This is a genomic window from Ruegeria sp. HKCCD7559 (genome assembly GCF_013110575.1).
Lineage (GTDB): Bacteria > Pseudomonadota > Alphaproteobacteria > Rhodobacterales > Rhodobacteraceae > Ruegeria.
On the sequence record NZ_WVQU01000005.1, the window covers coordinates 157405 to 179516 of the forward strand.

Sequence of the window (22112 nt, forward strand, 5' to 3'; positions counted from 1 at the left end):
GCCTGTCTACCACAGGGACGATTCGTTGTGAACTTTGCTGCGATCAATTCTGTAGTGGGCCCCATGACGGATCACTGCCGCCATCCGGTGTACGCACCGGGCGCAGGTTGCGGCCCGAGATATCCACCGAATACAGCGAGGCCCGGCCGCTGGCGCCCTGCGTTTCACGGGTGAACATGATGACGCGGCCATTGGGCGACCAGGTTGGGCCTTCATCCAGAAACGAGGCGGTCAACAAGCGTTCCTCTGATCCGTCCGTGCGCATCACCCCGATGTGGAAGCGACCCTGATTTTGCTTGGTAAAGGCAATCAGATCGCCGCGCGGCGACCATACCGGCGTGCCATAACGACCCGAGCCAAAGCTGATCCGCGTTGCCTCGCCGCCATTCGCGGGCATCACGTAAAGCTGCGGCGTGCCCGAACGGTCGCTTTCAAACACGATCCGGCTGCCATCCGGCGAATAGCTGGGGGCGGTTTCAATCGCCGGCGTGTTGGTCAGACGCGTGCTTTGCCCCGACGCCAGATCCATTTTCCACAGGTCCGTGTTTCCCCCCTGAATCAAGGAATACACGATCGACCGGCCATCCGGCGAAAAGCGAGGCGAAAAGCTCATGGTTCCGTCCTGCGTCTTCAGTTCCTGTCGTTTGACGCGGCCCACATCCAGAACATAGATGCGCGGGCTGCCGCTTTCATAGCTGGTGTACAGCAACCGATCGCCAGTAGGCGAAAAGCGCGGCGCCAGAACGATTGCGGCACTGTCGGTCATGTACTGCACGTTCGCCCCATCATAATCCATGATCGCTAGACGTTTCAGGCGTTGGTTTTTCGGTCCACTTTCCGAAACAAAGGCCACGCGGCTGTCAAAATAACCGCCCTCGCCTGTAATCCGGCTGTACACCTGATCTGCCACTTTGTGGGCCATGCGCCGCCAGCCCTCGGTGGTGCCTGCCAATTGCAACCCATTGCCCAGCTCCTGACCCGAAAACACATCCCAGACCCGGAACCGAACCGTGAGGTTCTTGCCCGAAACATTGACCGCCCCCGTAATCAGCGCGTCGGCATTGATCGCTTTCCAATCGGCAAACTGAACTGGTGCTTCGAAGCTGCTGACCCGACTGATGAAGGCATCCGAAGAGATCTCGCGGAACAACCCGGTTCCTGTCAGATCAGCCGCCACCACGCGCGAGATGTCCTGTGCATATTGCGCCGCTGACGGACCATCGGGAACAAAGCTCGGCACCGCAAAGGGCAATGGTTCGATAATGCCCTGGTCCAACTCCAGTCGCAGGGGACCGTTCTGTGCAAGAACCGGCGCAGACATCAGCGTCAGGCCGACAAAGAGGCTGGTCAGAAGTTTCATCATTTGATCCGCATCCTCTCGGGATTGAATGTAATCTCAACATCCTGCCAATGAGCGTATTTGTCAGCAGGCAAATCATATCCTCTGGCCCCGCAGCGCAAAATCGCGCGCCGGGCGGCCTGATAAGCCTGATTGGCCGCACCAGCAGACCCACCAGAACTGTCCAGCATCCGAATGCTGCCATCCACAACCGTACCATCACGGTTTAGCGAAAAAGCCACAACGACCACAGTACTCAGTGCATCCGTAGACAAAGAGCCCACATTCCAGCACTTGGACACGGCCAATCGCATCGCGTCCTTCTCGCCGCTGGTCAGCGGTGGGCCGGATGGCTGGGTTCCACTGCCCAAGGCTTCGGCCAAAGCGTCATTGATCGCGGCCTCGTCGGCTTGCGCGTCAGGTTCGGGCGCCGCCTCGGGCGTCTCTGCCACAACGGGTTCGGGCGGTGGGCTTGGGCGGTTCGGACGCACCCGCGGTCGCGGTGACGTAAGCGGAGACTGCTCTTTGGTTTCCTCTGCCTCGGTCACGATCTCGGGCGCCGCTTCTTCCGGCGCGGTCTGATCCTGTTGTTCTTGCTGAACCTCGGCGCCCTCGTCCAGAGACACCGGCGGCGTTTCGAAATCATCCGGTTTTGCCTCGGGCGGTGGTGGCGCTATGGCCTCGGGGGCAACACGATCGGATGGGCGCGGCTGCGCCTCGGGCCCCGGAGGCACCGGCTGTGCGGCAGGTTCGACCTCGGGCTCTGTCAGTACCGGCAGCTCATCCGGCACGTCCGGTTCCGGCGGTGCTTCGACGATAACGGGGGCAGGCTCGGGTTCGGGTTCGGCAGGCACGACGGGTTCAGGGCGCGGCTGTTCCTCGACCACAGGTTCTGGCGGCGTGCTATCAGCCTGTGGTTCGGGCGGTTGTTGCAATGCCGTCGGCACCTCCGGGATATCAGGCGCATCCCGCTGGGCCGTCATGGCCGCGAATTGTTCAGCGGTTATCACGGACACATCCTGTACGGCCATCGGCAAAGGCTCGGACCGGAAGGTACCGCCGAAAAGCGCCGCTCCGATCAGGCTGACATGCGCAATCGCCGAAATCTTGGTGCCGGTATCCACCGTGCGCCCTCACTCTCCACCTTCGTCCAGCGTCGGCCCGCCCGTATCGGTCACAAGCCCAACGTTGGAAAACCCGCCCGCGTTCAGCGCGCCCATGACCTGCATGACCTGCGCGTAAGGAATCGCGCCATCGGCGCGCAGGAAAACCCGGTCACTGCTCCGCTCTGCGGCGATGGCCCGCAGCTTGCCGATCAGTTCCTCGCGCAACACGTCAGTTGTCTGGATCTGCACACGTCCATCTGCCGTCAGGGTTACGGTCAAAGGTTCTTCATTGTCACCGGGCAAAGCACTGGCGGCGGTCTTGGGCAGATCTACCGGAACACCGACGGTCAGCAATGGCGCGGCCACCATGAAGATAATCAGCAAAACCAGCATGACATCCACAAACGGTGTCACGTTGATCTCGGCCATGGGTTGCGCACGACCGCGACGCCGACCGCGTCTGCGCCCGTTTCCACCCGAGGATTGCTGAACCGCCGCGCCCATTGTCAGCTATCCAACTGGCGCGACAGGATGGTCGCGAACTCGTCAGCAAAGGCTTCGTAGCCGCCCACGATGCGGTCACAGTCAGCACTGAGCTTGTTGTAGAAAATAACCGCCGGGATCGCGGCCAGAAGGCCGAGCCCCGTTGCCAATAGTGCCTCGGCAATACCCGGGGCCACGACCGCCAGGTTGGTATTCTGCTGTTCGGCGATTTCAATAAACGCATTCATGATGCCCCAGACGGTACCAAACAGGCCGATGAACGGCGCAGTCGATCCAACCGTGGCCAGTATGGGCAGACCTTTCTGCAAGGTCTCTGCCTCTTTCGCTATGGCCACATCCATGGACCGGTCTATCCGCGCGGTCGCTCCGGCAATCAATCCGCCATCATTTCGGTGCGACCTGCGCCATTCGATCATTCCGGCCGCAAAAATCTTTTCAGAACTGCCATCCGGCTGGGTTCCGATCTGCTCGAACAGCTCGTCCAAAGGGTTGCCGGACCAGAAGCTCTCGTCAAATGCCTGCGCCTCGCGACGGGCCGCGCGGTAATTTATCAGCTTCTGGATGATGATGCCCCAGGACCAGATGGATGCACCGATCAGCATCAACATCACCAATTTGACGATAAAGGTCGCGCGGGCATACAGCCCCCACATGGAGAAATCGATCTCCTGCGCCAGCGCCAGCGTTTCAGCTTCCATGAACCTGCTCTTTGTTTTTGCCTGACGGCCGTTTGTTTGGCCTTGTTTTGCCAAACGCTAACGCAGTTGGGGTTGAAATGCCAATAGAACCACCCCCGACCCTCAAATTGTTACATCAATGCGCGAATCTCTGCCGGAAGCCGGATCGGCCTGCCATCCTTGTTGATACACACGGCAGTGACCGAAGCGCGAAAAATCTCGGTCTCGCCACGCCGGACCAGCTGCGCCATGGTCAGCCGCACACCCGAGATTTCCGTGACTTCGGTTTCGACGATCAGTTCGTCATCGAACCTGGCTGGCGAAAGGTAATCGGCCTCGACCCGCCGCACGACCCAAACAATGCCTTCTTCCCGCATCGCGTTCTGGTCATTGCCCAGATTGCGCACCCAATCCGAACGCGCACGTTCGATATACCTCAGATAGTTCGCGTGATAGACGACGCCGCCCATGTCAGTGTCTTCATAATATACACGAACCGGGTAGGAATGTTTCATTGCGGTGGCTCCAACCGGGCAAACAACCTGAGCGCATGAGACGCATCCTGCGCCGAACCGGGCAAAACCGGATCGTAAGCAGCCCGAATCAACGCAGCAATATCGGGGCGCAGGATCGTCGTTTCGCCCGCCACGGCCAGCGGAGATTGCGTCCGAAACGCAGTATCGGACCAAAGCAGGATGGTCTGCACCACCTGGCTCAGCGCCAGCGTTTCCGCCGGTATCTTGGACAACTGCTTGTCCATGCGCAGAAAAACAAAAGCCGCGCGGATCGCACCGTCTTCTTCGAACCGGAAGATGCGGTACTGGTTTGCATCCGCTTCAACCAAGCGCCCGACCAACGGTGCCAGATCCGGGATCAGACGATCAAGATCCGGCACGTCCAGCAGCTCTTTCCAATCCCGGAAGAAGAAGACCATGCAGTTGGCACCAAGTTCGGGGTCGGTTTCGGCCATTTTGTGACCGGCCAAGGTGACAAACGCCTCGAAGGCGCCCTTCACAGTGGACAGCGTTTCATCTTCAACGCCAAACACAATCGGCACGATGGGTCGTCCCCAACGGGCAAACAGAAACTCACCGCTTTCGCGCGTGAACAGCGCCTCAATCTCTTCCGGTGTCACGGTCAAGCCTTCATCTTTTCGAAAATACTCTCGCCGAAGGCATAAATTTTCCAAGCGCAAGCTTCAACCGAACAGATCGCTCTGCCGCTTGGGTGCAGCCATGCCCAGATGCGTCCAGGCCTTTTGCGCCAACATCCGCCCACGCGGTGTCCGCTGGATCAACCCCTGTTGCAACAGAAAGGGCTCGATCACTTCTTCCAGCGAGTCCCGGCTTTCAGACAGCGCGGCTGACATCGTTTCGATCCCGACAGGACCACCACCGTAATTTTCGGCGATCAGTTTCAGATATCGGCGGTCCGCACCATCCAGCCCCAAATGGTCCACACCCAGCCGCGTCAAGGCTCCGTCAGCCAGTTCGCGGGTGATCCGCCCATCTCCTTCGACAATGGCGAAGTCCACCACCCGGCGCAGCAGACGTCCGGCGATGCGCGGTGTACCGCGCGACCTGCGCGCAATCTCGCGTGCGCCCTCATCATCTGCCGGAGCGCCGAGTTTCCGCGCGTTTCGGGTGACGATCTCATGCAGTTCATCCACGGTGTAGAACTGCAACCGGGTCGGAATACCAAACCGGTCGCGCAAAGGTGTGGTCAGCAAACCCATGCGCGTCGTGGCCCCGACAAGCGTGAAGGGTTGCAACTCGATCCGAACCGTTCGCGCAGCGGGCCCCTCGCCGATCACCAGATCAAGCTCGAAATCCTCCATCGCGGGGTAAAGCACCTCTTCCACCGCCGGGTTCAGGCGGTGGATTTCGTCGATGAACAGGACATCACGCGCTTCGAGATTGGTCAGGATCGCAGCCAGATCGCCCGCTTTCGCCAGAACCGGCCCGGACGTCATGCGAAAATTCACCCCCAGTTCACGCGCCATGATCTGCGCCAGCGTCGTCTTGCCCAACCCCGGAGGGCCATGGAACAACGTGTGATCCATCGCCTCGCCCCGCTGGCGGGCGGATTGGATGAAGATGCGCAGATTGGCGCGCGCCTCGGCCTGACCGATGAACTCATCCAAGCCCTGCGGGCGCAATGCGCGGTCGTTGTCCTCGGGCAATGGGTCCGGGCGCACAGTGGGATCAGCGTCTACCATTCATTCAGCCTTTCGGAGCCAGCAATTGCAGGGCGGCACGGATCAAACCCGCTTCGTCTGCATCCGGGTTGTTGGCGGCGGCCTCGGCAACCGCGGCTGCTGCATCCGACGGCCCATAACCCAGATTGGACAAGGCAGACAGCGCACCCGCTGATGCCGCAGCGGCCCCAGAGGCTGGTTTTGGCGTCCGCTTCGGAGCAGGCGCTGCCTCGACAGGCTCTACAACTTCGATCGAAGGGCCATCCATCGCATCAATCACCGTGCCACCCATGGCCATCACGCCCGGCGCCTTGTCCTTGAGGTCCAGAACGATCCGCTGCGCTGTTTTCGGCCCCACACCTTTCGCCGCCTTGACCGCCGCCCAATCTCCCAGTGCGATTGCGCGGCTGACACCGTCCGGCCCCAGCGCGCTGAGGATCGCCAGAGAGACTTTCGCTCCGACCCCCTGAACCGAGCACAAAAGGCGATGCCATTCCTTCTCGACCAGCGAAAGAAAGCCATAAAGCTGCATCAGGTCTTCGCGCACGACCATGTCCGTATAGATCGAAACCGCCTCGCCCACGCCCGGCAGTGCCGCCATGGTCCGGTCAGAGCAATAGACGATGTATCCCACCCCCCGGACATCGATCAGCACGTGATCTGCGGCGCGATAGTCCAGCCTTCCGGTGAGTTTTCCGATCATGCCCGCACCTCTTTCACACGCACCTGTTGGGTCTTGCCGTAATAGGCATGGCAAATCGCAATCGCCAGAGCATCGGCTGCATCCGCCCCTTTGGGCTGACATCCGGGCAATTGCAGTTTGACCATGTGCAGCACCTGCTCCTTTTCCGCGTGCCCGACACCCACGACCGTTTTCTTGACCCGGTTCGGGGCGTATTCCCCCACCGGCAATCCGGCCTGTGCCAGTGTCAGCAACGCAACCCCCCGCGCCTGACCCAGTTTGAGCGTACCGGCACCGTCCTTGTTCACAAAGGTCTGTTCGATGGCTGCCTGGTCCGGTTGGTGATCGGCGATGACTTCGACAATCTGGTTGTGGAGAGACAACAACCGCTCACCCAGATCATCCCCATCCGACTTGCACAAACCGTTGGCCACGTGGCTCAGGCGGCTGCCATTTGATTCGATGACGCCCCACCCCAGGGTCCTAAGCCCCGGATCAATGCCCAGAATTCGCATGTTTTGCCTCGGCCTGCTCGGGTTCTGTGATCTTTTTTCAACGCCTAGCACGAAGCGTGAACATTTTCCAAGCGAATTGACCCAAGGCCTGAAAACGACACCCCTGTCCCAAGGGCGACTCAACGTGCCGTTTGCGACTTCAAAAAGTCTGAATTCGACACTTTTGTGAACGCGTTTTCACCAATTATTTAAGGGGATTACAGCCTTTTGCAGCGTTGCAGGAAACGCATAGGACACATGCAAAAACTGAACTTGTGCGGGCGATTTGGCGGCACTAGATGCCGGGCAGATCGCAAGACTGCAAAGTGAACACCAACCAGAAGGAAACAGGATATGGCTGCACTGGACACCACCCGCTTCGCCTCCACTGGCTCGTTCGGCCTCGTTGGCCGTATCGGCGCATTTTTCGTATCGGCCGTGAACGCAGCTGTCGAATGGAATGACGCCCGCGTTACCCGCAACGCGCTGACCGGTCTGAGCGATCGTGAACTGGAAGATATCGGCCTGTGCCGCGGCGACATTGACGCCATCGCCCAAGGTCTCCGGTAATACCGACCACTACTCGCATTCGCCCCTTCCTCCTCCCTTGAGGGGCAAACAAAAACACCGCGCGCCCCGGGCACGCGGTGTTTTTTTTGGAAACTGAGTCAAATTGAGATTCAGTATAAAACCTTGTTGAGTTGCACGGCAATCGCCTGCGACACCGGGTCGATCTGCATCACCCAGGCACCTGCTTTTTCGACCGATGTTCCTTCGTTCAAACTGTCGATCCGATATTGGTATCCGGTCGGGCCAAGGCTGGACAAAAGAAACGCCTTGAACGCCACAACACTCAGAAGCGTAAGCAACAGCACCCTGGCCGGCACTGCCGAGCTTACCCGCTGCGGCTTCATGACGACCAGGCCATCCTTGCGCATCGTCGCGCGATAGCCACGGCTCATCTTTTGATGTTTTTTGTTCAGGCGATTAACGCGCTGAGTGAACTCCAGTTGTTTACCCGTCATGGCAGCCTCCAAAAACCGCCCCCCTCGACTTCAGTCAGAAAACGGTAAATAGAGAATACGACAAAAACGTGGCAAAATTCCACAAAACTCCTGCAAATGGCCTAGTTTGCGCCCTGTTTCATTAAGATTAGGGTCGTCCACTCACCAATCTCACCTCTATGAGCGAGATTGAATTCATTTTGAGAATAAACCGACACCACGTCATCGGCCTGTTCGTTAAGGACCCCTGACAGGATTGCATAGCCTCCGGGACGCAGATTCGCCGCGATTTCCGGCGAGAGGGCGACCAGAGGACCTTTCAGAATATTGGCAAAGATCAGGTCGTAGGGTGCGTGCGCCCTGAGATCGGGGTGATCGAAACCCGCGGCTTCCACGCACCGTACGGCACCGGACATCCCGTTCGCCTTGAGATTGGCTTCGGCCACGTCAACGGCCACTTCATCAATGTCACTGGCAATGATGTCACCGTCCCAAACCCGGGCTGCGGCCATGGCCAGAACGGCGGTGCCGCAGCCGATATCTGCCACTTTCGTCGCGGTGAACCCTTCGTCCAGCAATCTGTCAAAGGCCTTGAGGCAACCCAACGTCGTACCATGGTGGCCGGTGCCAAAGGCCATTGCGGCCTCGATCAGCAATGGAATGCGACCTTCGGGCAGCTTGTCGGCATCATGGCTTCCATAGACAAAGAAACGCCCCGCCTCGACGGGTGCAAGCTCGCGTCGCACATGCGCAACCCAGTCGGTTTCCGGCAGCTCTGAAACAACAAACGGTTTGGCGTCGAACGCCGCGGCCAGAACCGCCAGCGCGGTCTCGTCAGGGGCTTCGGTGAAATATCCGCCGACCTCCCACAGGCCGGATCCGTCTTCGACTTCGAACACACCAACGCCGGTTGGCTCTGGCTCCAGACGTTCCATCGCCTCGCCCAGACCTTCGGCGGCCTTCTTACCTGTCAGCGTCGTCAGTGCGGTGAATGTGGGCATTGGGGCCTCCTGTCTCGATTGACACCGCGCCTAGGACGCCGCGCCGTCAAGGTCAAGCGCCGAGACCTATTCCGCAGGGGCCGGAGCGTATTTGGTCAGGATAGTCTCGTTGCCAGGCTCGGGGTGACGCGGGATCAACAGGGACAACAGCAGCGAAACGATCGCCATCGCCGCGGCCAGGCCAAACACAGCGCCCGGCGACACGACCCAAAGCAGGCCAAGCAAAGCGGGCAAAAACACCGCCGCAATATGATTGATCGTAAAGGCCACCGCAGCGGTCGGCGCGATGTCAGCAGGGTCAGCGATTTTCTGGAAATAGGTTTTCAATGCCAAAGCCAGCGCAAACAGCACGTGGTCGATCACATAAAGGATTGCCGCAAGCAGAACGCCCCAACCGAACCAATAGATGCCGCCATAGGCTGCGAACACGATGGCCAGGCCGGTATATTCAAATATCAGCGTGCGCCGCTCACCGAACTTTGCCACCGCCTTTCCCAGCAATGGGGCGGCCAACATGTTGATCATCAGATTGATCAGATAAAGGCTGGTGAGCTCATGCACTTCAAAGCCGAATTTCTCGACCATCATGAACCCGGCAAAAACGACAAATATCTGCCGCCGCGCGCCTGCCATGAACTGCAATGCATAATACAGCCAATACCGGCGACGCAGGATCAGCTTCTTGGTCTGCGGCGTGGGCGCATCGAATTGCGGATAGGCGAACAGACAGAACAGTGCCAACGCAGCCGTAACTCCACCCGACGCCATGAAAACAAAGTTGTAGGACAGATCAAAGCGATCCCAGGTCAGTACGATCAGCCCATACACCACCATGGTCGCCGCCGATCCCATCGCAACCAGCCATCCCAGCACCTGCGGAGCACGATCCTTGGGCAGCCACTGCAATTGAAGCGACTGGTTCACGGTCTCGTAGTAATGGAACCCGATCGAGCTGAACAAGGTCACAAACAGCAACCCGCCCAGGCTGGGGAACCACGCGGTCACCGCCGTTGCGACACCAAGCATCATCAGAGAGATCATCGCCAGCACCTGCTCGCGAATGAAAATGATGACGGCAATCACCCCAACCGCCAGAAACCCCGGAATCTCGCGCACCGTGTGCAGCAGACCGATATCCGCGCCATCAAAGTTCGCCACCTCAATAACAAAGTTGTTCAGCAACGCGCTCCATGCGTTGAACGCAATGGGCATGGTCAGCGCCATCATGAACAACAGCGTGATGGGGCGGCGCCAGAACGGCAGGCTCTGCGCCTCTGTAAGGGGCATGGGTTTCAGCATGAGACCCCTCTACGCCCATTTCGCTGCTTTGGCGAGAGGGAAGCGGTCTGCGCACAATCACCCTGCACAGATGCAGAGGTCAGTAAAAATTCTGTGGGTCGATATCGACGGTCAGGCGGATATCGCCCTTCAGGCGCAACGGGGCGATCCAGCGGGCAATGGCATCCTGAATCGGCGCCCCTTTCGGGGCTTTCACCAACAAGCGCACTCTGTGGCGACCGCGTATACGTGCAATAGGTGCCGGCGCCGGGCCAAAGACCTGAGCACCGATCGCGCGCAGGGGCGAATCGTTGCGGGCCATTGCATTGCCGATATCGAAGACCGGCCCGACCTCGGGGCCCGACAACACGATCCCGGCCATGCGACCATAGGGCGGCACGCCTGCCGCCTGCCGACCCGCTGCCTCGGCTTTCCAGAACCCTTCCTCATCACCCGACAGGATGGCCCGGATCACCGGGTGTTCCGGTTGAAATGTCTGCAAAAGCGCCTGCCCTGGCTTGTCCGCCCGTCCCGCGCGCCCAGCCACTTGCCGCATCAATTGAAACGTACGCTCAGCCGCGCGCAGATCCGCGCCGTGCAGAGACAGGTCAGCGTCAATCACACCGACCAATGTGAGCTTGGGAAAGTTGTGCCCCTTCGCCACCAACTGCGTACCGATGATAATGTCGGCATCCCCGGCGGCGATCTCTTCTATCTTGGCTTTCAATGCCCGGGCTGAACCAAAAAGATCAGAACTCAGCATCGCGATTTTCGCCTCGGGGAAGGTCGCCTCGGCTTCTTCCCCCAGCCGTTCGATCCCCGGCCCGACCGGGGCCAGCTTGCCTTCCACGCCGCAGGAGGGGCAATCTTCGGGCATCGGCTTGGTTTCGCCGCATTGGTGGCACATCAATCGCTTGAGAAACCGATGCTCGACCATGCGTGCGTCGCACTGATCACAGGCGATCTGCTCGCCACAGGCCCGGCACAAGGTCACCGGCGCATAGCCACGGCGGTTGATGAACAACAGCGATTGTTCACCTTTTTCGATCCGCTGCTGCACCGCTTGCCGCAAAGACGGAGAAACCCACGTTCCGGGCTGCATCTGCTCGGCCCGCATGTCGATGGGCTTCATCTCGGGCAATACCGCCGCCCCAAAACGCGAGGTCAGGTCAAGCCTTTCGTACTTGCCCGCCTCGGCATTGGCCCAACTTTCAAGCGAAGGTGTCGCACTGGCCAGGATCACCCGCGCGCCACAAATCGCCGAGCGCAGAACCGCCATGTCGCGTGCGCTGTAGTGCACGCCGTCTTCCTGTTTGTAGGACGTGTCGTGTTCTTCATCGACGACCACAAGCCCCAGATCGCGGAATGGCAGAAACAGCGCCGACCGGGCGCCAACGACCAGTTGCGCATTGCCTTGCCCGACCATCCGCCAGACCCGCCGCCGTTCCGTCATGGTTGCGCCGGAATGCCATTCCGCCGGGCGCGCACCGAACCGCGCCTCGACCCGGGTCAGAAATTCTGCGGTCAGGGCGATCTCGGGCAGCAGGACCAAGGCCTGCCGCCCCATGCGCAGCGCCTCAGCCACAGCCTCCAAATAGACCTCAGTCTTGCCGGAACCGGTAACCCCTTTCAGCAGCGTGGTGCCGTAATCACCGGTCCGCTGCCCAGCCTGAAGCCGTTCGACCGCCGCTGCCTGATCCGCTGTCAGGTCTCTCCCGGGAAGGTCCGGATCAAGATGAGGATAAGGCAGGTCGCGCGGGCTGTCCTCTTCGCGCACGGCGCCTTGTTTGACCAACCCTTTGACAACAGATGACGTTACACCCGCCTGCTCGGCGAGCTCTTTCAAGGTAAAAGCCAGCCCGCCGTAGTCGCGCAATACCTCCAGAACCCGGGTCCGCGCATCGGTCAATCGGTCTGGTTGGCCTTCACCCAAGCGATAGACCTTGCGCATCGATGGCGGATCACCCAAGCCCGGTGCCCGCGTCGCCAGACGCAGCATCGCAGGCATTGGTGTCAGAGTGTAATCGGCGACCTTTTCCAGAAACACCCGCATCTCTTCACGCATCGGTGCAACGTCAAGAACCCGGATTACCGAGCGCGCCTTGCTCAGGTCAAAGCCGCCCTGCCCCGGCCCCCAAACCACCCCCAGAACCTTGCGCGGGCCCAAAGGAACCTCGACAAACGCGCCCAGAACGCACCCGCCTTCGGGCGCTTTGTAATCCAGCGTCCGGTCAAGCGGCTGCGTTGTAAGCACCGCAACCAGCTCTCCTTGGTCGAAAAATCCGTTAGCGCTCACGGCATATCCTTCGCAGGGGGTTCCAGCAGGGGTCTCTTTGAGGTAAAGCCATCCGCGACCAAGGCCAACCCATCAAAGGACTGCCCTCATGAAATTCTTCGTAGACACCGCCGAGATCGACGCCATTGCCGAACTGAACGATCTGGGCATGGTGGACGGCGTAACCACCAACCCTTCGCTGATCCTGAAGTCAGGTCGCGACATTCTGGAAGTGACCAAAGAGATATGTGATTTGGTCGATGGCCCGGTATCGGCCGAGGTTGTCGCCACCGAAGCTGACGACATGATCGCCGAAGGCCGCAAACTGGCCAAGATCGCACCGAACATCGCGGTCAAAGTTCCGCTGACATGGGCCGGCCTGAAAACCTGCAAGACGCTCAGCGACGAAGGCCAGATGGTCAATGTGACGCTCTGCTTCTCGACCAATCAGGCGATTCTGGCTGCGAAAGCGGGCGCGACATTCATCTCGCCTTTCATCGGACGGCTTGACGATATCAACCTCGACGGCATGGACCTGATCGCAGACATCCGTCAGGTCTATGACAACTACGGGTTCGAGACCGAAATCCTTGCTGCATCGATCCGTACCGTCAACCACGTGACCGACAGCGCCCGCATCGGAGCCGACGTGATCACCGCACCGCCTGCCGTAATCAAGAAGCTGGCCGACCATCCGCTGACCGACAAAGGTCTGGAAACCTTTCTGGCCGACTGGGCCAAAACCGGTCAGAAAATCCTCTGATCTGGCTTGCAACCGCGCGGCGCCATCAGGCGCCGCGCCCGGCCCAACGGCCAAATGCCTGATCTGTGATCGGGCATGGCGGGCGGGAGCCCCTTGCCACAACATGCAAGGAAATCCACCCTTGCGTGCATTTTTTCCAAGGCAAATCCGGTCCGGCATGTTATAAGCCGCGACAACAAAAAAAGACCGGACGGGACATGAGCAGCACCCCCAAACTCGAGGATAACCTCCGCGCGGCAATTCTGGCCGAGCCGGATGTCGTACTGGACGACAAAGACCTGATGCAGGCGCTTGTCGCTGCCAACGAGCAAGCGCGCGGCGACAACGTGATAGACCTGCGCGGCATTGCAATGCAACGGCTCGAGGCGCGGCTGGATCGGCTGGAAGACACCCACCGTTCCGTCATCGCTGCGGCCTATGAAAACCTCGCGGGCACCAATCAGGTCCACCGCGCCATTCTGCGATTGCTGGAACCTGTCGAGTTCGAAGATTTCCTGCGCGCGCTGGGCGCCGATGTGGCGGACATCCTGCGCGTCGACAGCGTTACGCTGGTTCTGGAAACAACCGTGGTTCAGAACGATCCCGCAATCGACACGTTGGGCGGGGTCCTGACGATCGCGGAACCCGGTTTCATCGACCGGTACCTGACCATTGATCGCGGCGGTCCTGCGCGGGATGTGATCTTGCGGGAAATCCACCAGCCAAACCGACGTATTTTCGGGTCACAGGCCGATCAGCTTCGTTCCGAGGCCTGCCTGAAGCTGGACCTCGGGGCCGGTCGCCTTCCGGGCATGATCGTCATGGCCGCCCGCGACCCGCGGCATTTCACCCCGCAGCTGGGCACCGATCTTCTGGCCTTTTTTGCCGGCGTGTTCGAACGCTCGATGCGCCACTGGTTGTCGTGAGCCTGGTCTCGCCCGCTTGCCGCGACGCGCTTCAGCATTGGCTGGACAGCCTGAGCGCGCTTGCCGGACGATCCGAGAATACGCTAAACGCCTATCGTGGCGATGTCGTCGAGTTTCTGTCGTTCATGACCCTGCATCACGCCGAACGGCATGGCCTGAAGGCGCTGGAACGGATCACGGTGTCGGATATGCGCGCCTGGATGGCGGATCAGCGTGGCGCGGACGTCAGCGCGCGGTCTTTGGCGCGCAAACTGTCGGCGGTCAAAAGCTTCTACCGTTGGCTGGCAGAGCGTGAGGGGTTCGAGCCCACCGCCGTTCTGTCCACCCGCGCGCCGAAATTCACCAAGAAACTGCCCCGTCCGCTGGCCGAAGATGCAGCCCGCGCCATGATCGATACAGTGGAACTGCAATCCACATCCGACTGGGTCGCGGCGCGCGACGTCGCGGTTGTCACGCTGCTGTACGGATGCGGCCTGCGCATATCCGAGGCGCTGTCCCTGACCGGAGCGGACGCGCCTTTGCCCACCACGCTGCGCATCGTCGGGAAAGGCGACAAAGAGAGGGTCGTACCGGTTCTTCCTGCCGCTCGCGAAGCGGTCGACGGATATTTGAAGCTGTGTCCCCATCCACAAGCACAGGACAAAGCCCTGTTTCGAGGCGTCCGTGGCGGGCCATTGAACCCGCGTGCAATCCAAGGGGTCATGGCCAAGGCACGTATGCAATTGGGGCTGCCCTCAACCGCAACACCCCACGCGATGCGGCACAGCTTTGCCACCCACCTGCTGTCAGCCGGAGGCGACCTGCGTGCCATTCAAGAGCTTCTAGGCCACGCCTCTTTGTCGACGACGCAGGCCTATACGGCAGTGGACACTGCGCGGTTGATGGAGGTCTACAACAGCGCGCATCCCAAAGCCTGAAGTGCACATGACTCGAAAACCCGGGCTTTTGGTTTGCATCTCGGACGCGCATCAGTCATGACGCTCGCATGACACTCAGATTCAAAGCTCTTTCCGTTCATCTCTTTACTGCAACAGGCGCTGTTTTTGCCATGTTGGCCATGCTGGCCGCGGTCGAAGAGAAATGGAGCCTTATGTATCTTTGGCTTGTCGTGTCTTTCATTGTAGATGGTATCGATGGCCCGTTGGCGCGACATTATCACGTCAAGCACAACGCGCCCGAGTTCGACGGCGTTCTGCTGGATCTGATCATCGATTACCTGACCTATGTGTTCATTCCGGCTTTTGCCCTGTTCAAATCGGGGCTGATGGACGGCTGGACCGGATGGTTCGCGATCATCGTCATCACATTTGCCAGTGCGATGTATTTCGCGGATACACGCATGAAGACCAAGGACAATTCCTTTTCCGGTTTTCCCGGGTGCTGGAACATGTTCGTGATCGTGATCTTCGCACTGGAACCGAATTTCTGGATCATCCTGCTGCTGGTCACCCTGCTGTCGCTGGCCATGTTTCTACCGCTGAAATTCGTGCATCCCGTGCGCACCGAGCGCTGGCGCAGCCTGACCTTGCCGATGGCGCTGGCATGGACGTTCTTCGCGGGTTGGGCCGCATGGGTCGATTTTCACCCCGAAAGCTGGGCCCATTGGGGGCTGGTCATCACCAGCCTGTACCTGACCTTCGCAGGCATCGCCCAACAGGTTGTTCCGCAGCGCCACGCCTGACGCAGCGCTGCCCGTCCCGTTTTACAGAACGTCCTGCACCTCGAACTCGGTGCCGTTATGGGTAAAGACGTCGCCCTTTTGCAGACCTGCCATCGCCAGATATATCGGGCTTTGGGTTGAAATGCCCATATAGGTCTTGCCATCCACTTCAAACCGCGTTGTCGAGACACACACGACAAATCTGCGGTTGTTGAACTTGATCACAGCTCCTGGCCTGACCGTGTCGGCAAGGCTGAAATCGGTATTTTCGATGACATCAATCTTGGCATGATGCGCATGAACCGGGGCATCGAAGGCAGCCGCCAGGTCGGCGTTTTCCCGCGATGCGGCAATGTCATCCTTGTCGTGACCTTCCCTGTCATCCAACTGGGCATCTTTCAAAAACGCATCGTAATGCGCCTGCGCCGTTGCAAGCTCTTGCGCTTCAAGCGACATCAACCGGTCGATAATGGCCTTCTTGCGGGCTGCACGGTCTTGTTCAGTGGTCATGCAATGCGGTCCTTCAAATTCAGCAATGGTTACAAGTTGTGTCTGCAAAAAGCGGATTGCAACCGAATTTCGACGCTCAGATCAAAAGACCTGCCGCCCGCTCATGCCGCAACAGGGCAACTTTCGTCTCAACACCACCGTCGCCCGAAAAACCGCCCAGGCCATTAGCAGCCAGTACCCGGTGACAGGGAATGATCACGGGAATGGGGTTTGCTCCGCAGGCCTGGCCAACCGGCTGGGCGGGTTGCCCCAGTTCTTTGGCGATATCGCCATAGGTGCGCGTTTCTCCAAGCGGGATGGCATACATCAGGTCACAGACCCGCTTTTGAAACTCTGAACCGTCAATGTGATACGGCAGATCGAAACGGTCAAGCCGCCCTTGATCATAGGCCCTCAACTGGGCGGCGGCTTCGCGCAGCAGCGCAGTCGGCTCACCCTCGTCCCTGCCGTTCCAGACAAGCCGTGTAAGGGCCCCGTCTGTTTCTTCAACACCAAGTCGTCCGAACTGAGTTTCAACGGAAATCATCGCCATGGACCGACGGTTTCAGATCAAAGCGCCAAGCACAAGCGCGGGAATGTGCAAGACCACGCAAAACGTCATTTTTGGGCATTGGCGCCATTCGTGATACGCTCCTGCCGTTACTTAAAGAGATTTTGGAGAACGCAATGGGTCGACATTTGATCCTCACAGTACATGGAATCGGTGAACAAAAACCCGGCGAAACCGTCGATCAGGTCGTTGGCGCAGCAACAACTTGGCTGGATGGAAACCCCAGACCACCGATCGAAGTCGAACGCGGCATGATCGAACTGGCCGAATCCACCTTCGACGGAAATCCACGAAATGCAGAGCTGTTCGAAGTCAATCTGCGCACGGTGACTGACCCGGCTGTTCCTCAGGACAAGGCCCTGTTTGCCGAAGTTTATTGGGCTGATCGCTCTCCGGCCCCGAAAGGAGCGATCAAAACCGTGCTGGACCTGATTTGGGTCGTTCTGGCGTTGGGATATCTGGCGATGGACAATGTCGAGCAAACCCACATCCGAAAAGGCGTTGCTTCGGACCAACCCAATGGCAGGAATACACTGGCGGCACAGCTGGTACATCTTTTCACATGGGTCTTCTTCGGTGCGGTTGCGACGCTGAACGTATTTTTGTTGATCGGTGCCGCAGCGGTCATGACCGACCGGATACCTGTCTCGGTTTTCCAGAACCCTACCCTGTTGTTCTGGCTTCTGTTCGTGCTGTACGCCGGCGGAGCCATTGTCGGGCTGGGGCAAAGCCGATCCGCACCGACCTATCTCAGGCGGGTCTTCTGGCGAGGAATGCTCGCAATGGGAACAGCACTGACCCTGTGCCTAGTCATTGGGCCGCTGGGCCTGAAATTGTGGGCATGCGCCCCTTCCGAAACCGGAAATTGCCCGCCGGCCCTGGAGCAATTCGTGGCGTTTCAGGTTTTTCTGCTCTCCATCTTCTGGGCCACTCTTATCTTCCTGACAATCATTCTTTACGCGTTGTCCGCCTGGACGTTGCGGATCAATGACACACTTTCAGAGCACAGGCGGCTGTACCCCAGCATCTGTGCAGGCATGCTGGTTTTCTGGATGTTCTTCATTTCCGGCCTCTGGTTGACCATAGAGCAATTACTGGAAACTGTTTCGGGCCTGTCCGGCGGTCAGCTGCAACGTCTTTTTGAAAGCAATTTGAACGAGTCCATCGAAACTCTCAGTGTGGCCTTTGTTGCCATCGTTCTGTTGGGGTTCGTTGGCGTCGGGCTTTTTGCAGGTCGCAAAACGTACAAGGCCAACCTTCACACCCGCAGCGGTCTGATTAGCCGGGCGATTGTAAACCGGCTGGCGCAGTGGGTCTTTCTGTTTGGTACAATCGTGCTGGTTCTGGTCACGATCCGAGAGATCGCAGCCAACCAGAGTTTTGAGGCCGCATGCAACGTGGGCATAGGTGAAACCAACCCGATCTCTTGGGCTTTGGACAGGTTGGCCTGTTCGCAGGGCGAGATCGGCCTGATCGTTCTTGGCGCAACTGCGTTGATGTACCGGTTTTCTGATTTTGTTTCCGCCGGTCTGGGCGTTGCACGGGATATCGTTACCTACGCCATTCGCGACAAATGCTATCTGGAAAAAGATCTGGAAACGCGGCAACGCAACTATCCGGATCGTAAGGCGATAGACGAGCGTTTCTATCGCACGTTGTACTATGTTCTCGATATCTTTCCAGCGGATCATATCACGGTGATATCCCATTCGCAGGGCACCGTGATCGCCACACAGATGCTTGCTGACCCACGTGTCCAAAGACGCATCGGCGGGCGGGCTCTGACACTCATCACGATGGGCTCTCCGGTCACCCATATCTATCAGCGCTATTTTCCCGAGATGTTCACCATCACCGCCAGTCAGTTGAACGCCGCGTGGTTCAACATCTTCCGGCAGGACGATTTTGTCGGAACCGAGATCGAGGGTGGGCTCATTTTTGCAAATCGAAACATCCCGGTCGATCCCGGCGGGCACACCGGTTACTTTACGGACTATCAGGTTTGGAAAGCCCTGTCAGATCCTGCCATTGGCTTTGATCTGTTCAATCCAACACGGCAATCTGTGCAGACATAGCCCAAAATGCCCCCCGACTGAATTCGGGGGGCGCGTTGATTTATCCCAGCGCCTCATTGCAGCGCCCGCAGACGCCCGCGTGGGTGTGGCGGCCCACATCAGGCAGGATTTTCCAGCAACGCTGACATTTCTCGCCTTCTGCTTTTTCGAACACGACGGCAACGCCTTCGATTTCCGGCACACGGAACGCCTCGGCCGGGGCGGGATCGCCGGTCACGGTCAGGCCCGAGGTGATGCACATGTCGTCCACGTCGAACGTGGCCAGCAGATCGCGGGTATCACCATCCTCGACATGCACGATCGGTGCCGCCTCGAGGCTGGAGCCGATCACCTTGTCCTGACGCTGAACCTCGAGCGCGGCAGTCACGGCCCGGCGCACACGACGCACCTTGGCCATGTTGGCCTCAAGCTCGGCATCGCGCCAATCGGCGGGTGTGTCCGGGAAATCCACCAGATGGACCGAACTGTCATCGCCCGGGAACCGCTCCAGCCAGACCTCTTCCATGGTGAAGACCAGAACCGGGGCCAGCCAGGTGGTCAGGCGGTGGAACAGAATATCCAGAACAGTGCGCGCGGCGCGGCGGCGTGTGCTGTCCCCGTCGCAGTACAGAACATCCTTGCGAACGTCGAAATAGAAGGACGACAGATCAACCGTCGCAAAGTTGAACACGGCGCTGAAAACACCCTGGAAATCAAACGCGGCATAACCCTTGCGCACCTGCTCATCCAATTCCGCCAGACGGCTGAGAACCCAGCGTTCCAGACGCGGCATATCCTCGGGCATGACGCGGTCGGCCTCGGTGAAGTCGGCCAATGAGCCCAGCATGAACCGCATGGTGTTGCGCAGACGGCGATAGCTGTCGGCAGTGCCCTTCAGAATCTCCGGCCCGATCCGCTGGTCGGCGGTATAGTCGGTCTGAGCCACCCATAGGCGCAGAATATCGGCGCCGTATTGCTTGACGACCTCTTCCGGCACGATGGTGTTGCCCAGCGACTTGGACATCTTGTTGCCCTTGGCGTCCAGCGTGAAACCGTGGGTCACTACGTTGCGATAGGGCGCGCGGCCCTTGGTGCCGCAGGCTTGCAGCATGGACGAATGGAACCAGCCGCGGTGCTGGTCGGTGCCTTCCATGTAGACATCGGCAATGCCATCCTCGGTCCCGTCCTCGCGGTCGCGCAGAACGAAGGCGTGGGTGGAACCCGAGTCGAACCACACATCCAGCACATCAAAGACCTGTTCGTAATCGTCCGGGTTGGCGATTCCGTCGAGGATCTTTTCCTTGAAGCCGTCGGTGTACCAGACGTCCGCGCCGTCCTTCTCGAACGCTGCCTTGATGCGGGCGTTGAGTTCGGCGTTGCGTAACAGGTAATCCGCGTCGGTGGGCAGAGCGCCCTTCTTGGTGAAGCAGGTCAGCGGCACACCCCATGCACGCTGGCGCGACAGAACCCAGTCCGGGCGGGCCTCGATCATTGAATAGAGGCGGTTACGACCCGTCTGCGGGGTCCATTTCACCAGCTCGTCGATGGAGCGCAGAGCACGTTCGCGGATGGTGTCGCCCATCTCGCCCATACCGTCATCCAGCTTGCGGTCGACGGATGCGAACCACTGCGGCGTGTTGCGGTAGATGATTGGAGCTTTCGAGCGCCACGAATGCGGATAGCTGTGCTTGATCTTGCCGCGCGCCAGCAGCCCGCCGACTTCGGCCAGCTTGTCGATGACGGCCTTGTTTGCGTCACCCTCGCCGCCCTTGCGGGACAGGATGTATTTGCCGCCAAAGAACGGCAGATCAGCGCGGAACGAGCCATCGTCCATCACGTTATAGGTGATGACCTGCTCCAGCATGCCCAGATCACGGTACAGCTCGAATTCCTCCATCCCGTGGGACGGCGCGCAGTGGACGAATCCAGTACCTTCGGTATCGGTCACGAAGTCAGCGGCGCGGAAATCGCGGATGTCGTCCCATTCGCCATTGCCGCCATCGGCGCCGGCCAGCGGGTGAAGCAGCTGAACGCTCTCCAACTCGTCGGCAGTCACGTCACGCACACGGGTCCACTGATCGTCGTTCAGACGGGCACGGCCCAATACATCGGCGGCCAGGTTGTCGGCCAACAGGAACTTGTCGCCTACCTTGGCCCAGCATTCTTCCGGCGCGCCGGTGACTTCGTAGAGTCCATAGGAGATGTCTTTACCGTATACGACGGCCTTGTTCGACGGCATGGTCCACGGCGTGGTCGTCCAGATCACCACACAGGCGTCATCCAGATCACCCGCGTTGACGATCTTGAACTTCACCCAGATGGTGAAGCTTTCCTTGTCGTGATACTCGACCTCGGCCTCGGCCAGGGCCGTCTTTTCGATGGGCGACCACATGACTGGCTTTGAACCCTGATAGAGCGTGCCGTTCATCAGGAACTTCATGAATTCGTCCGCAATCACCGCCTCGGCGTGATAATCCATGGTGATGTAGGGATCGGGCCAGTTGCCAGTGATGCCCAGACGCTTGAACTCTTCGCGCTGCACGTCGATCCAGCCTTCGGCGAACTTGCGGCATTCCTGACGGAAATCGACGATGTTCACCTCGTCCTTGTTCTTGCCCTTCTTGCGGTACTGTTCCTCGATCTTCCATTCGATCGGCAGGCCGTGGCAGTCCCAGCCGGGGACGTATCGCGCATCAAAGCCCATCATCTGATGGGATCGCACGATCATGTCCTTGATGGTCTTGTTCAGGGCGTGGCCGATATGCAGGTGACCATTCGCGTAAGGGGGGCCATCGTGCAGGGTAAAGGGCGTGCGGCCCTTTTTCTCGCGCAGGCGGTCATAGACACCGATGGTCTCCCACCGTTCAAGCCATGCGGGTTCGCGCTTGGGCAGGCCGGCGCGCATGGGGAAATCGGTTTTGGGCAGGTTCAGCGTGTCTTTGTAATCAGGTGTCTGGATCGTGTCGGCGCACATTTGGGGCGTCCTTTGGATGATCTGGTCGTCTATTGGATCGAAGCGGTCGGTGCGAAGTCTCAAACACCTTTGCCCGGCGTCTCAGGAGGTCAGAGCGCCGGGGATATAATTCGAATAATGATGGCCATCCGGTCATACA

Annotated in this window: 22 protein-coding genes; 6 read left to right on the forward strand and 16 right to left on the reverse strand. The window is 59.3% G+C overall.

Annotated elements, in window-relative coordinates:
- Nucleotides 1–43: 43 nt before the first annotated feature.
- From tolB to ruvC, 9 genes are all read right to left on the reverse strand, one after another.
- The gene (tolB, locus tag GS605_RS14695) at nucleotides 44–1363 is read right to left on the reverse strand and encodes a Tol-Pal system beta propeller repeat protein TolB (protein ID WP_171636829.1); all 1320 of its coding nucleotides are present in this window, start codon (nucleotides 1361–1363) and stop codon (nucleotides 44–46) included.
- Complete coding sequence (locus GS605_RS14700; RefSeq protein WP_171724441.1) at nucleotides 1360–2463, reverse strand: energy transducer TonB; 1104 nt, start codon at nucleotides 2461–2463, stop codon at nucleotides 1360–1362. Before GS605_RS14700 ends, tolB begins: the two co-directional genes overlap by 4 nt.
- A gap of 9 nt (nucleotides 2464–2472) precedes the next feature.
- Nucleotides 2473–2949: a protein TolR gene (tolR, locus tag GS605_RS14705; RefSeq protein WP_152457226.1), complete on the reverse strand. Its 477-nt coding sequence runs from the start codon at nucleotides 2947–2949 to the stop codon at nucleotides 2473–2475.
- A gap of 2 nt (nucleotides 2950–2951) precedes the next feature.
- Nucleotides 2952–3647 carry a protein TolQ gene (gene tolQ / locus GS605_RS14710; RefSeq protein ID WP_152457225.1) on the reverse strand — a complete coding sequence of 232 codons (696 nt, stop codon included), beginning with the start codon at nucleotides 3645–3647 and terminating at the stop codon, nucleotides 2952–2954.
- Nucleotides 3648–3757: 110 nt separating this feature from the next.
- A complete protein-coding gene (gene ybgC / locus GS605_RS14715; protein ID WP_171636827.1) occupies nucleotides 3758–4141 on the reverse strand; it encodes a tol-pal system-associated acyl-CoA thioesterase in 384 nt (127 codons plus the stop codon).
- Nucleotides 4138–4761 carry a hypothetical protein gene (locus GS605_RS14720; RefSeq protein ID WP_171724522.1) on the reverse strand — a complete coding sequence of 208 codons (624 nt, stop codon included), beginning with the start codon at nucleotides 4759–4761 and terminating at the stop codon, nucleotides 4138–4140. The genes ybgC and GS605_RS14720 overlap by 4 nt, the downstream gene beginning before the upstream one ends.
- A gap of 63 nt (nucleotides 4762–4824) precedes the next feature.
- Nucleotides 4825–5844, reverse strand: coding sequence for a Holliday junction branch migration DNA helicase RuvB (gene ruvB / locus GS605_RS14725; RefSeq protein ID WP_171229583.1), 1020 nt, complete (start codon nucleotides 5842–5844; stop codon nucleotides 4825–4827).
- Between the two features lie 4 nt (nucleotides 5845–5848).
- Complete coding sequence (gene ruvA / locus GS605_RS14730; protein ID WP_171229582.1) at nucleotides 5849–6526, reverse strand: Holliday junction branch migration protein RuvA; 678 nt, start codon at nucleotides 6524–6526, stop codon at nucleotides 5849–5851.
- Nucleotides 6523–7020 (reverse strand): crossover junction endodeoxyribonuclease RuvC, encoded by a 498-nt coding sequence (gene ruvC, locus GS605_RS14735; RefSeq protein ID WP_152457220.1) that lies wholly within the window; start codon nucleotides 7018–7020, stop codon nucleotides 6523–6525. Before ruvC ends, ruvA begins: the two co-directional genes overlap by 4 nt.
- Before the next feature lie 333 nt (nucleotides 7021–7353).
- On the opposite strand from ruvC, the gene GS605_RS14740 reads away from it, so the two are divergent.
- Nucleotides 7354–7569: a DUF1127 domain-containing protein gene (locus GS605_RS14740; protein ID WP_171636824.1), complete on the forward strand. Its 216-nt coding sequence runs from the start codon at nucleotides 7354–7356 to the stop codon at nucleotides 7567–7569.
- Nucleotides 7570–7679: 110 nt separating this feature from the next.
- On the opposite strand, the gene GS605_RS14745 is transcribed toward GS605_RS14740, so the two are convergent.
- From GS605_RS14745 to GS605_RS14760, 4 genes are all read right to left on the reverse strand, one after another.
- A complete protein-coding gene (locus GS605_RS14745; protein WP_245218135.1) occupies nucleotides 7680–8036 on the reverse strand; it encodes a hypothetical protein in 357 nt (118 codons plus the stop codon).
- Between the two features lie 89 nt (nucleotides 8037–8125).
- Nucleotides 8126–9004 carry a 50S ribosomal protein L11 methyltransferase gene (locus GS605_RS14750; RefSeq protein WP_171724442.1) on the reverse strand — a complete coding sequence of 293 codons (879 nt, stop codon included), beginning with the start codon at nucleotides 9002–9004 and terminating at the stop codon, nucleotides 8126–8128.
- Nucleotides 9005–9070: 66 nt separating this feature from the next.
- Complete coding sequence (locus tag GS605_RS14755; protein WP_171724443.1) at nucleotides 9071–10303, reverse strand: MFS transporter; 1233 nt, start codon at nucleotides 10301–10303, stop codon at nucleotides 9071–9073.
- A 79-nt stretch (nucleotides 10304–10382) separates the two neighbouring features.
- Nucleotides 10383–12578: a primosomal protein N' gene (locus GS605_RS14760; protein WP_171724444.1), complete on the reverse strand. Its 2196-nt coding sequence runs from the start codon at nucleotides 12576–12578 to the stop codon at nucleotides 10383–10385.
- A gap of 88 nt (nucleotides 12579–12666) precedes the next feature.
- Between GS605_RS14760 and fsa the strand changes: the two genes are divergently transcribed.
- From fsa to GS605_RS14780, 4 genes are all read left to right on the forward strand, one after another.
- Nucleotides 12667–13320 (forward strand): fructose-6-phosphate aldolase, encoded by a 654-nt coding sequence (gene fsa, locus GS605_RS14765; RefSeq protein WP_152457215.1) that lies wholly within the window; start codon nucleotides 12667–12669, stop codon nucleotides 13318–13320.
- Between the two features lie 197 nt (nucleotides 13321–13517).
- Nucleotides 13518–14225, forward strand: coding sequence for a DUF484 family protein (locus GS605_RS14770; RefSeq protein WP_171636814.1), 708 nt, complete (start codon nucleotides 13518–13520; stop codon nucleotides 14223–14225).
- Nucleotides 14222–15142, forward strand: a complete 921-nt coding sequence (locus tag GS605_RS14775; protein WP_171636812.1) for a tyrosine-type recombinase/integrase — start codon at nucleotides 14222–14224, stop codon at nucleotides 15140–15142. The genes GS605_RS14770 and GS605_RS14775 overlap by 4 nt, the downstream gene beginning before the upstream one ends.
- A gap of 68 nt (nucleotides 15143–15210) precedes the next feature.
- Nucleotides 15211–15906: a phosphatidylcholine/phosphatidylserine synthase gene (locus tag GS605_RS14780; protein ID WP_170344959.1), complete on the forward strand. Its 696-nt coding sequence runs from the start codon at nucleotides 15211–15213 to the stop codon at nucleotides 15904–15906.
- Between the two features lie 21 nt (nucleotides 15907–15927).
- On the opposite strand, the gene GS605_RS14785 is transcribed toward GS605_RS14780, so the two are convergent.
- Together GS605_RS14785 and GS605_RS14790 are read right to left on the reverse strand one after the other, a co-directional pair.
- Nucleotides 15928–16395 (reverse strand): hypothetical protein, encoded by a 468-nt coding sequence (locus GS605_RS14785; RefSeq protein WP_152457211.1) that lies wholly within the window; start codon nucleotides 16393–16395, stop codon nucleotides 15928–15930.
- Between the two features lie 76 nt (nucleotides 16396–16471).
- Nucleotides 16472–16927 (reverse strand): methylated-DNA--[protein]-cysteine S-methyltransferase, encoded by a 456-nt coding sequence (locus tag GS605_RS14790; RefSeq protein ID WP_171724445.1) that lies wholly within the window; start codon nucleotides 16925–16927, stop codon nucleotides 16472–16474.
- A gap of 134 nt (nucleotides 16928–17061) precedes the next feature.
- Between GS605_RS14790 and GS605_RS14795 the strand changes: the two genes are divergently transcribed.
- The gene (locus GS605_RS14795; RefSeq protein WP_171724446.1) at nucleotides 17062–19020 is read left to right on the forward strand and encodes a hypothetical protein; all 1959 of its coding nucleotides are present in this window, start codon (nucleotides 17062–17064) and stop codon (nucleotides 19018–19020) included.
- Nucleotides 19021–19060: 40 nt separating this feature from the next.
- On the opposite strand, the gene ileS is transcribed toward GS605_RS14795, so the two are convergent.
- Nucleotides 19061–21973 (reverse strand): isoleucine--tRNA ligase, encoded by a 2913-nt coding sequence (ileS, locus tag GS605_RS14800; protein WP_171724447.1) that lies wholly within the window; start codon nucleotides 21971–21973, stop codon nucleotides 19061–19063.
- Nucleotides 21974–22112 lie beyond the last annotated feature (139 nt).

Bases quoted from the DNA above. Each gene is read 5' to 3' on its own strand.
- GS605_RS14750 (WP_171724442.1), bottom strand. From the start codon at position 9,004: ATGCCCACATTCACCGCACTGACGACGCTGACAGGTAAGAAGGCCGCC.
- ybgC (WP_171636827.1), bottom strand. From the start codon at position 4,141: ATGAAACATTCCTACCCGGTTCGTGTATATTATGAAGACACTGACATG.
- ruvB (WP_171229583.1), bottom strand. From the start codon at position 5,844: ATGGTAGACGCTGATCCCACTGTGCGCCCGGACCCATTGCCCGAGGAC.
- GS605_RS14755 (WP_171724443.1), bottom strand. From the start codon at position 10,303: ATGCTGAAACCCATGCCCCTTACAGAGGCGCAGAGCCTGCCGTTCTGG.
- ruvC (WP_152457220.1), bottom strand. From the start codon at position 7,020: ATGCGAATTCTGGGCATTGATCCGGGGCTTAGGACCCTGGGGTGGGGC.
- tolR (WP_152457226.1), bottom strand. From the start codon at position 2,949: ATGGGCGCGGCGGTTCAGCAATCCTCGGGTGGAAACGGGCGCAGACGC.
- ruvA (WP_171229582.1), bottom strand. From the start codon at position 6,526: ATGATCGGAAAACTCACCGGAAGGCTGGACTATCGCGCCGCAGATCAC.
- fsa (WP_152457215.1), top strand. From the start codon at position 12,667: ATGAAATTCTTCGTAGACACCGCCGAGATCGACGCCATTGCCGAACTG.
- GS605_RS14790 (WP_171724445.1), bottom strand. From the start codon at position 16,927: ATGGCGATGATTTCCGTTGAAACTCAGTTCGGACGACTTGGTGTTGAA.
- tolQ (WP_152457225.1), bottom strand. From the start codon at position 3,647: ATGGAAGCTGAAACGCTGGCGCTGGCGCAGGAGATCGATTTCTCCATG.
- tolB (WP_171636829.1), bottom strand. From the start codon at position 1,363: ATGATGAAACTTCTGACCAGCCTCTTTGTCGGCCTGACGCTGATGTCT.
- GS605_RS14795 (WP_171724446.1), top strand. From the start codon at position 17,062: ATGGGTCGACATTTGATCCTCACAGTACATGGAATCGGTGAACAAAAA.
- GS605_RS14770 (WP_171636814.1), top strand. From the start codon at position 13,518: ATGAGCAGCACCCCCAAACTCGAGGATAACCTCCGCGCGGCAATTCTG.
- GS605_RS14780 (WP_170344959.1), top strand. From the start codon at position 15,211: ATGACACTCAGATTCAAAGCTCTTTCCGTTCATCTCTTTACTGCAACA.
- GS605_RS14785 (WP_152457211.1), bottom strand. From the start codon at position 16,395: ATGACCACTGAACAAGACCGTGCAGCCCGCAAGAAGGCCATTATCGAC.
- ileS (WP_171724447.1), bottom strand. From the start codon at position 21,973: ATGTGCGCCGACACGATCCAGACACCTGATTACAAAGACACGCTGAAC.
- GS605_RS14740 (WP_171636824.1), top strand. From the start codon at position 7,354: ATGGCTGCACTGGACACCACCCGCTTCGCCTCCACTGGCTCGTTCGGC.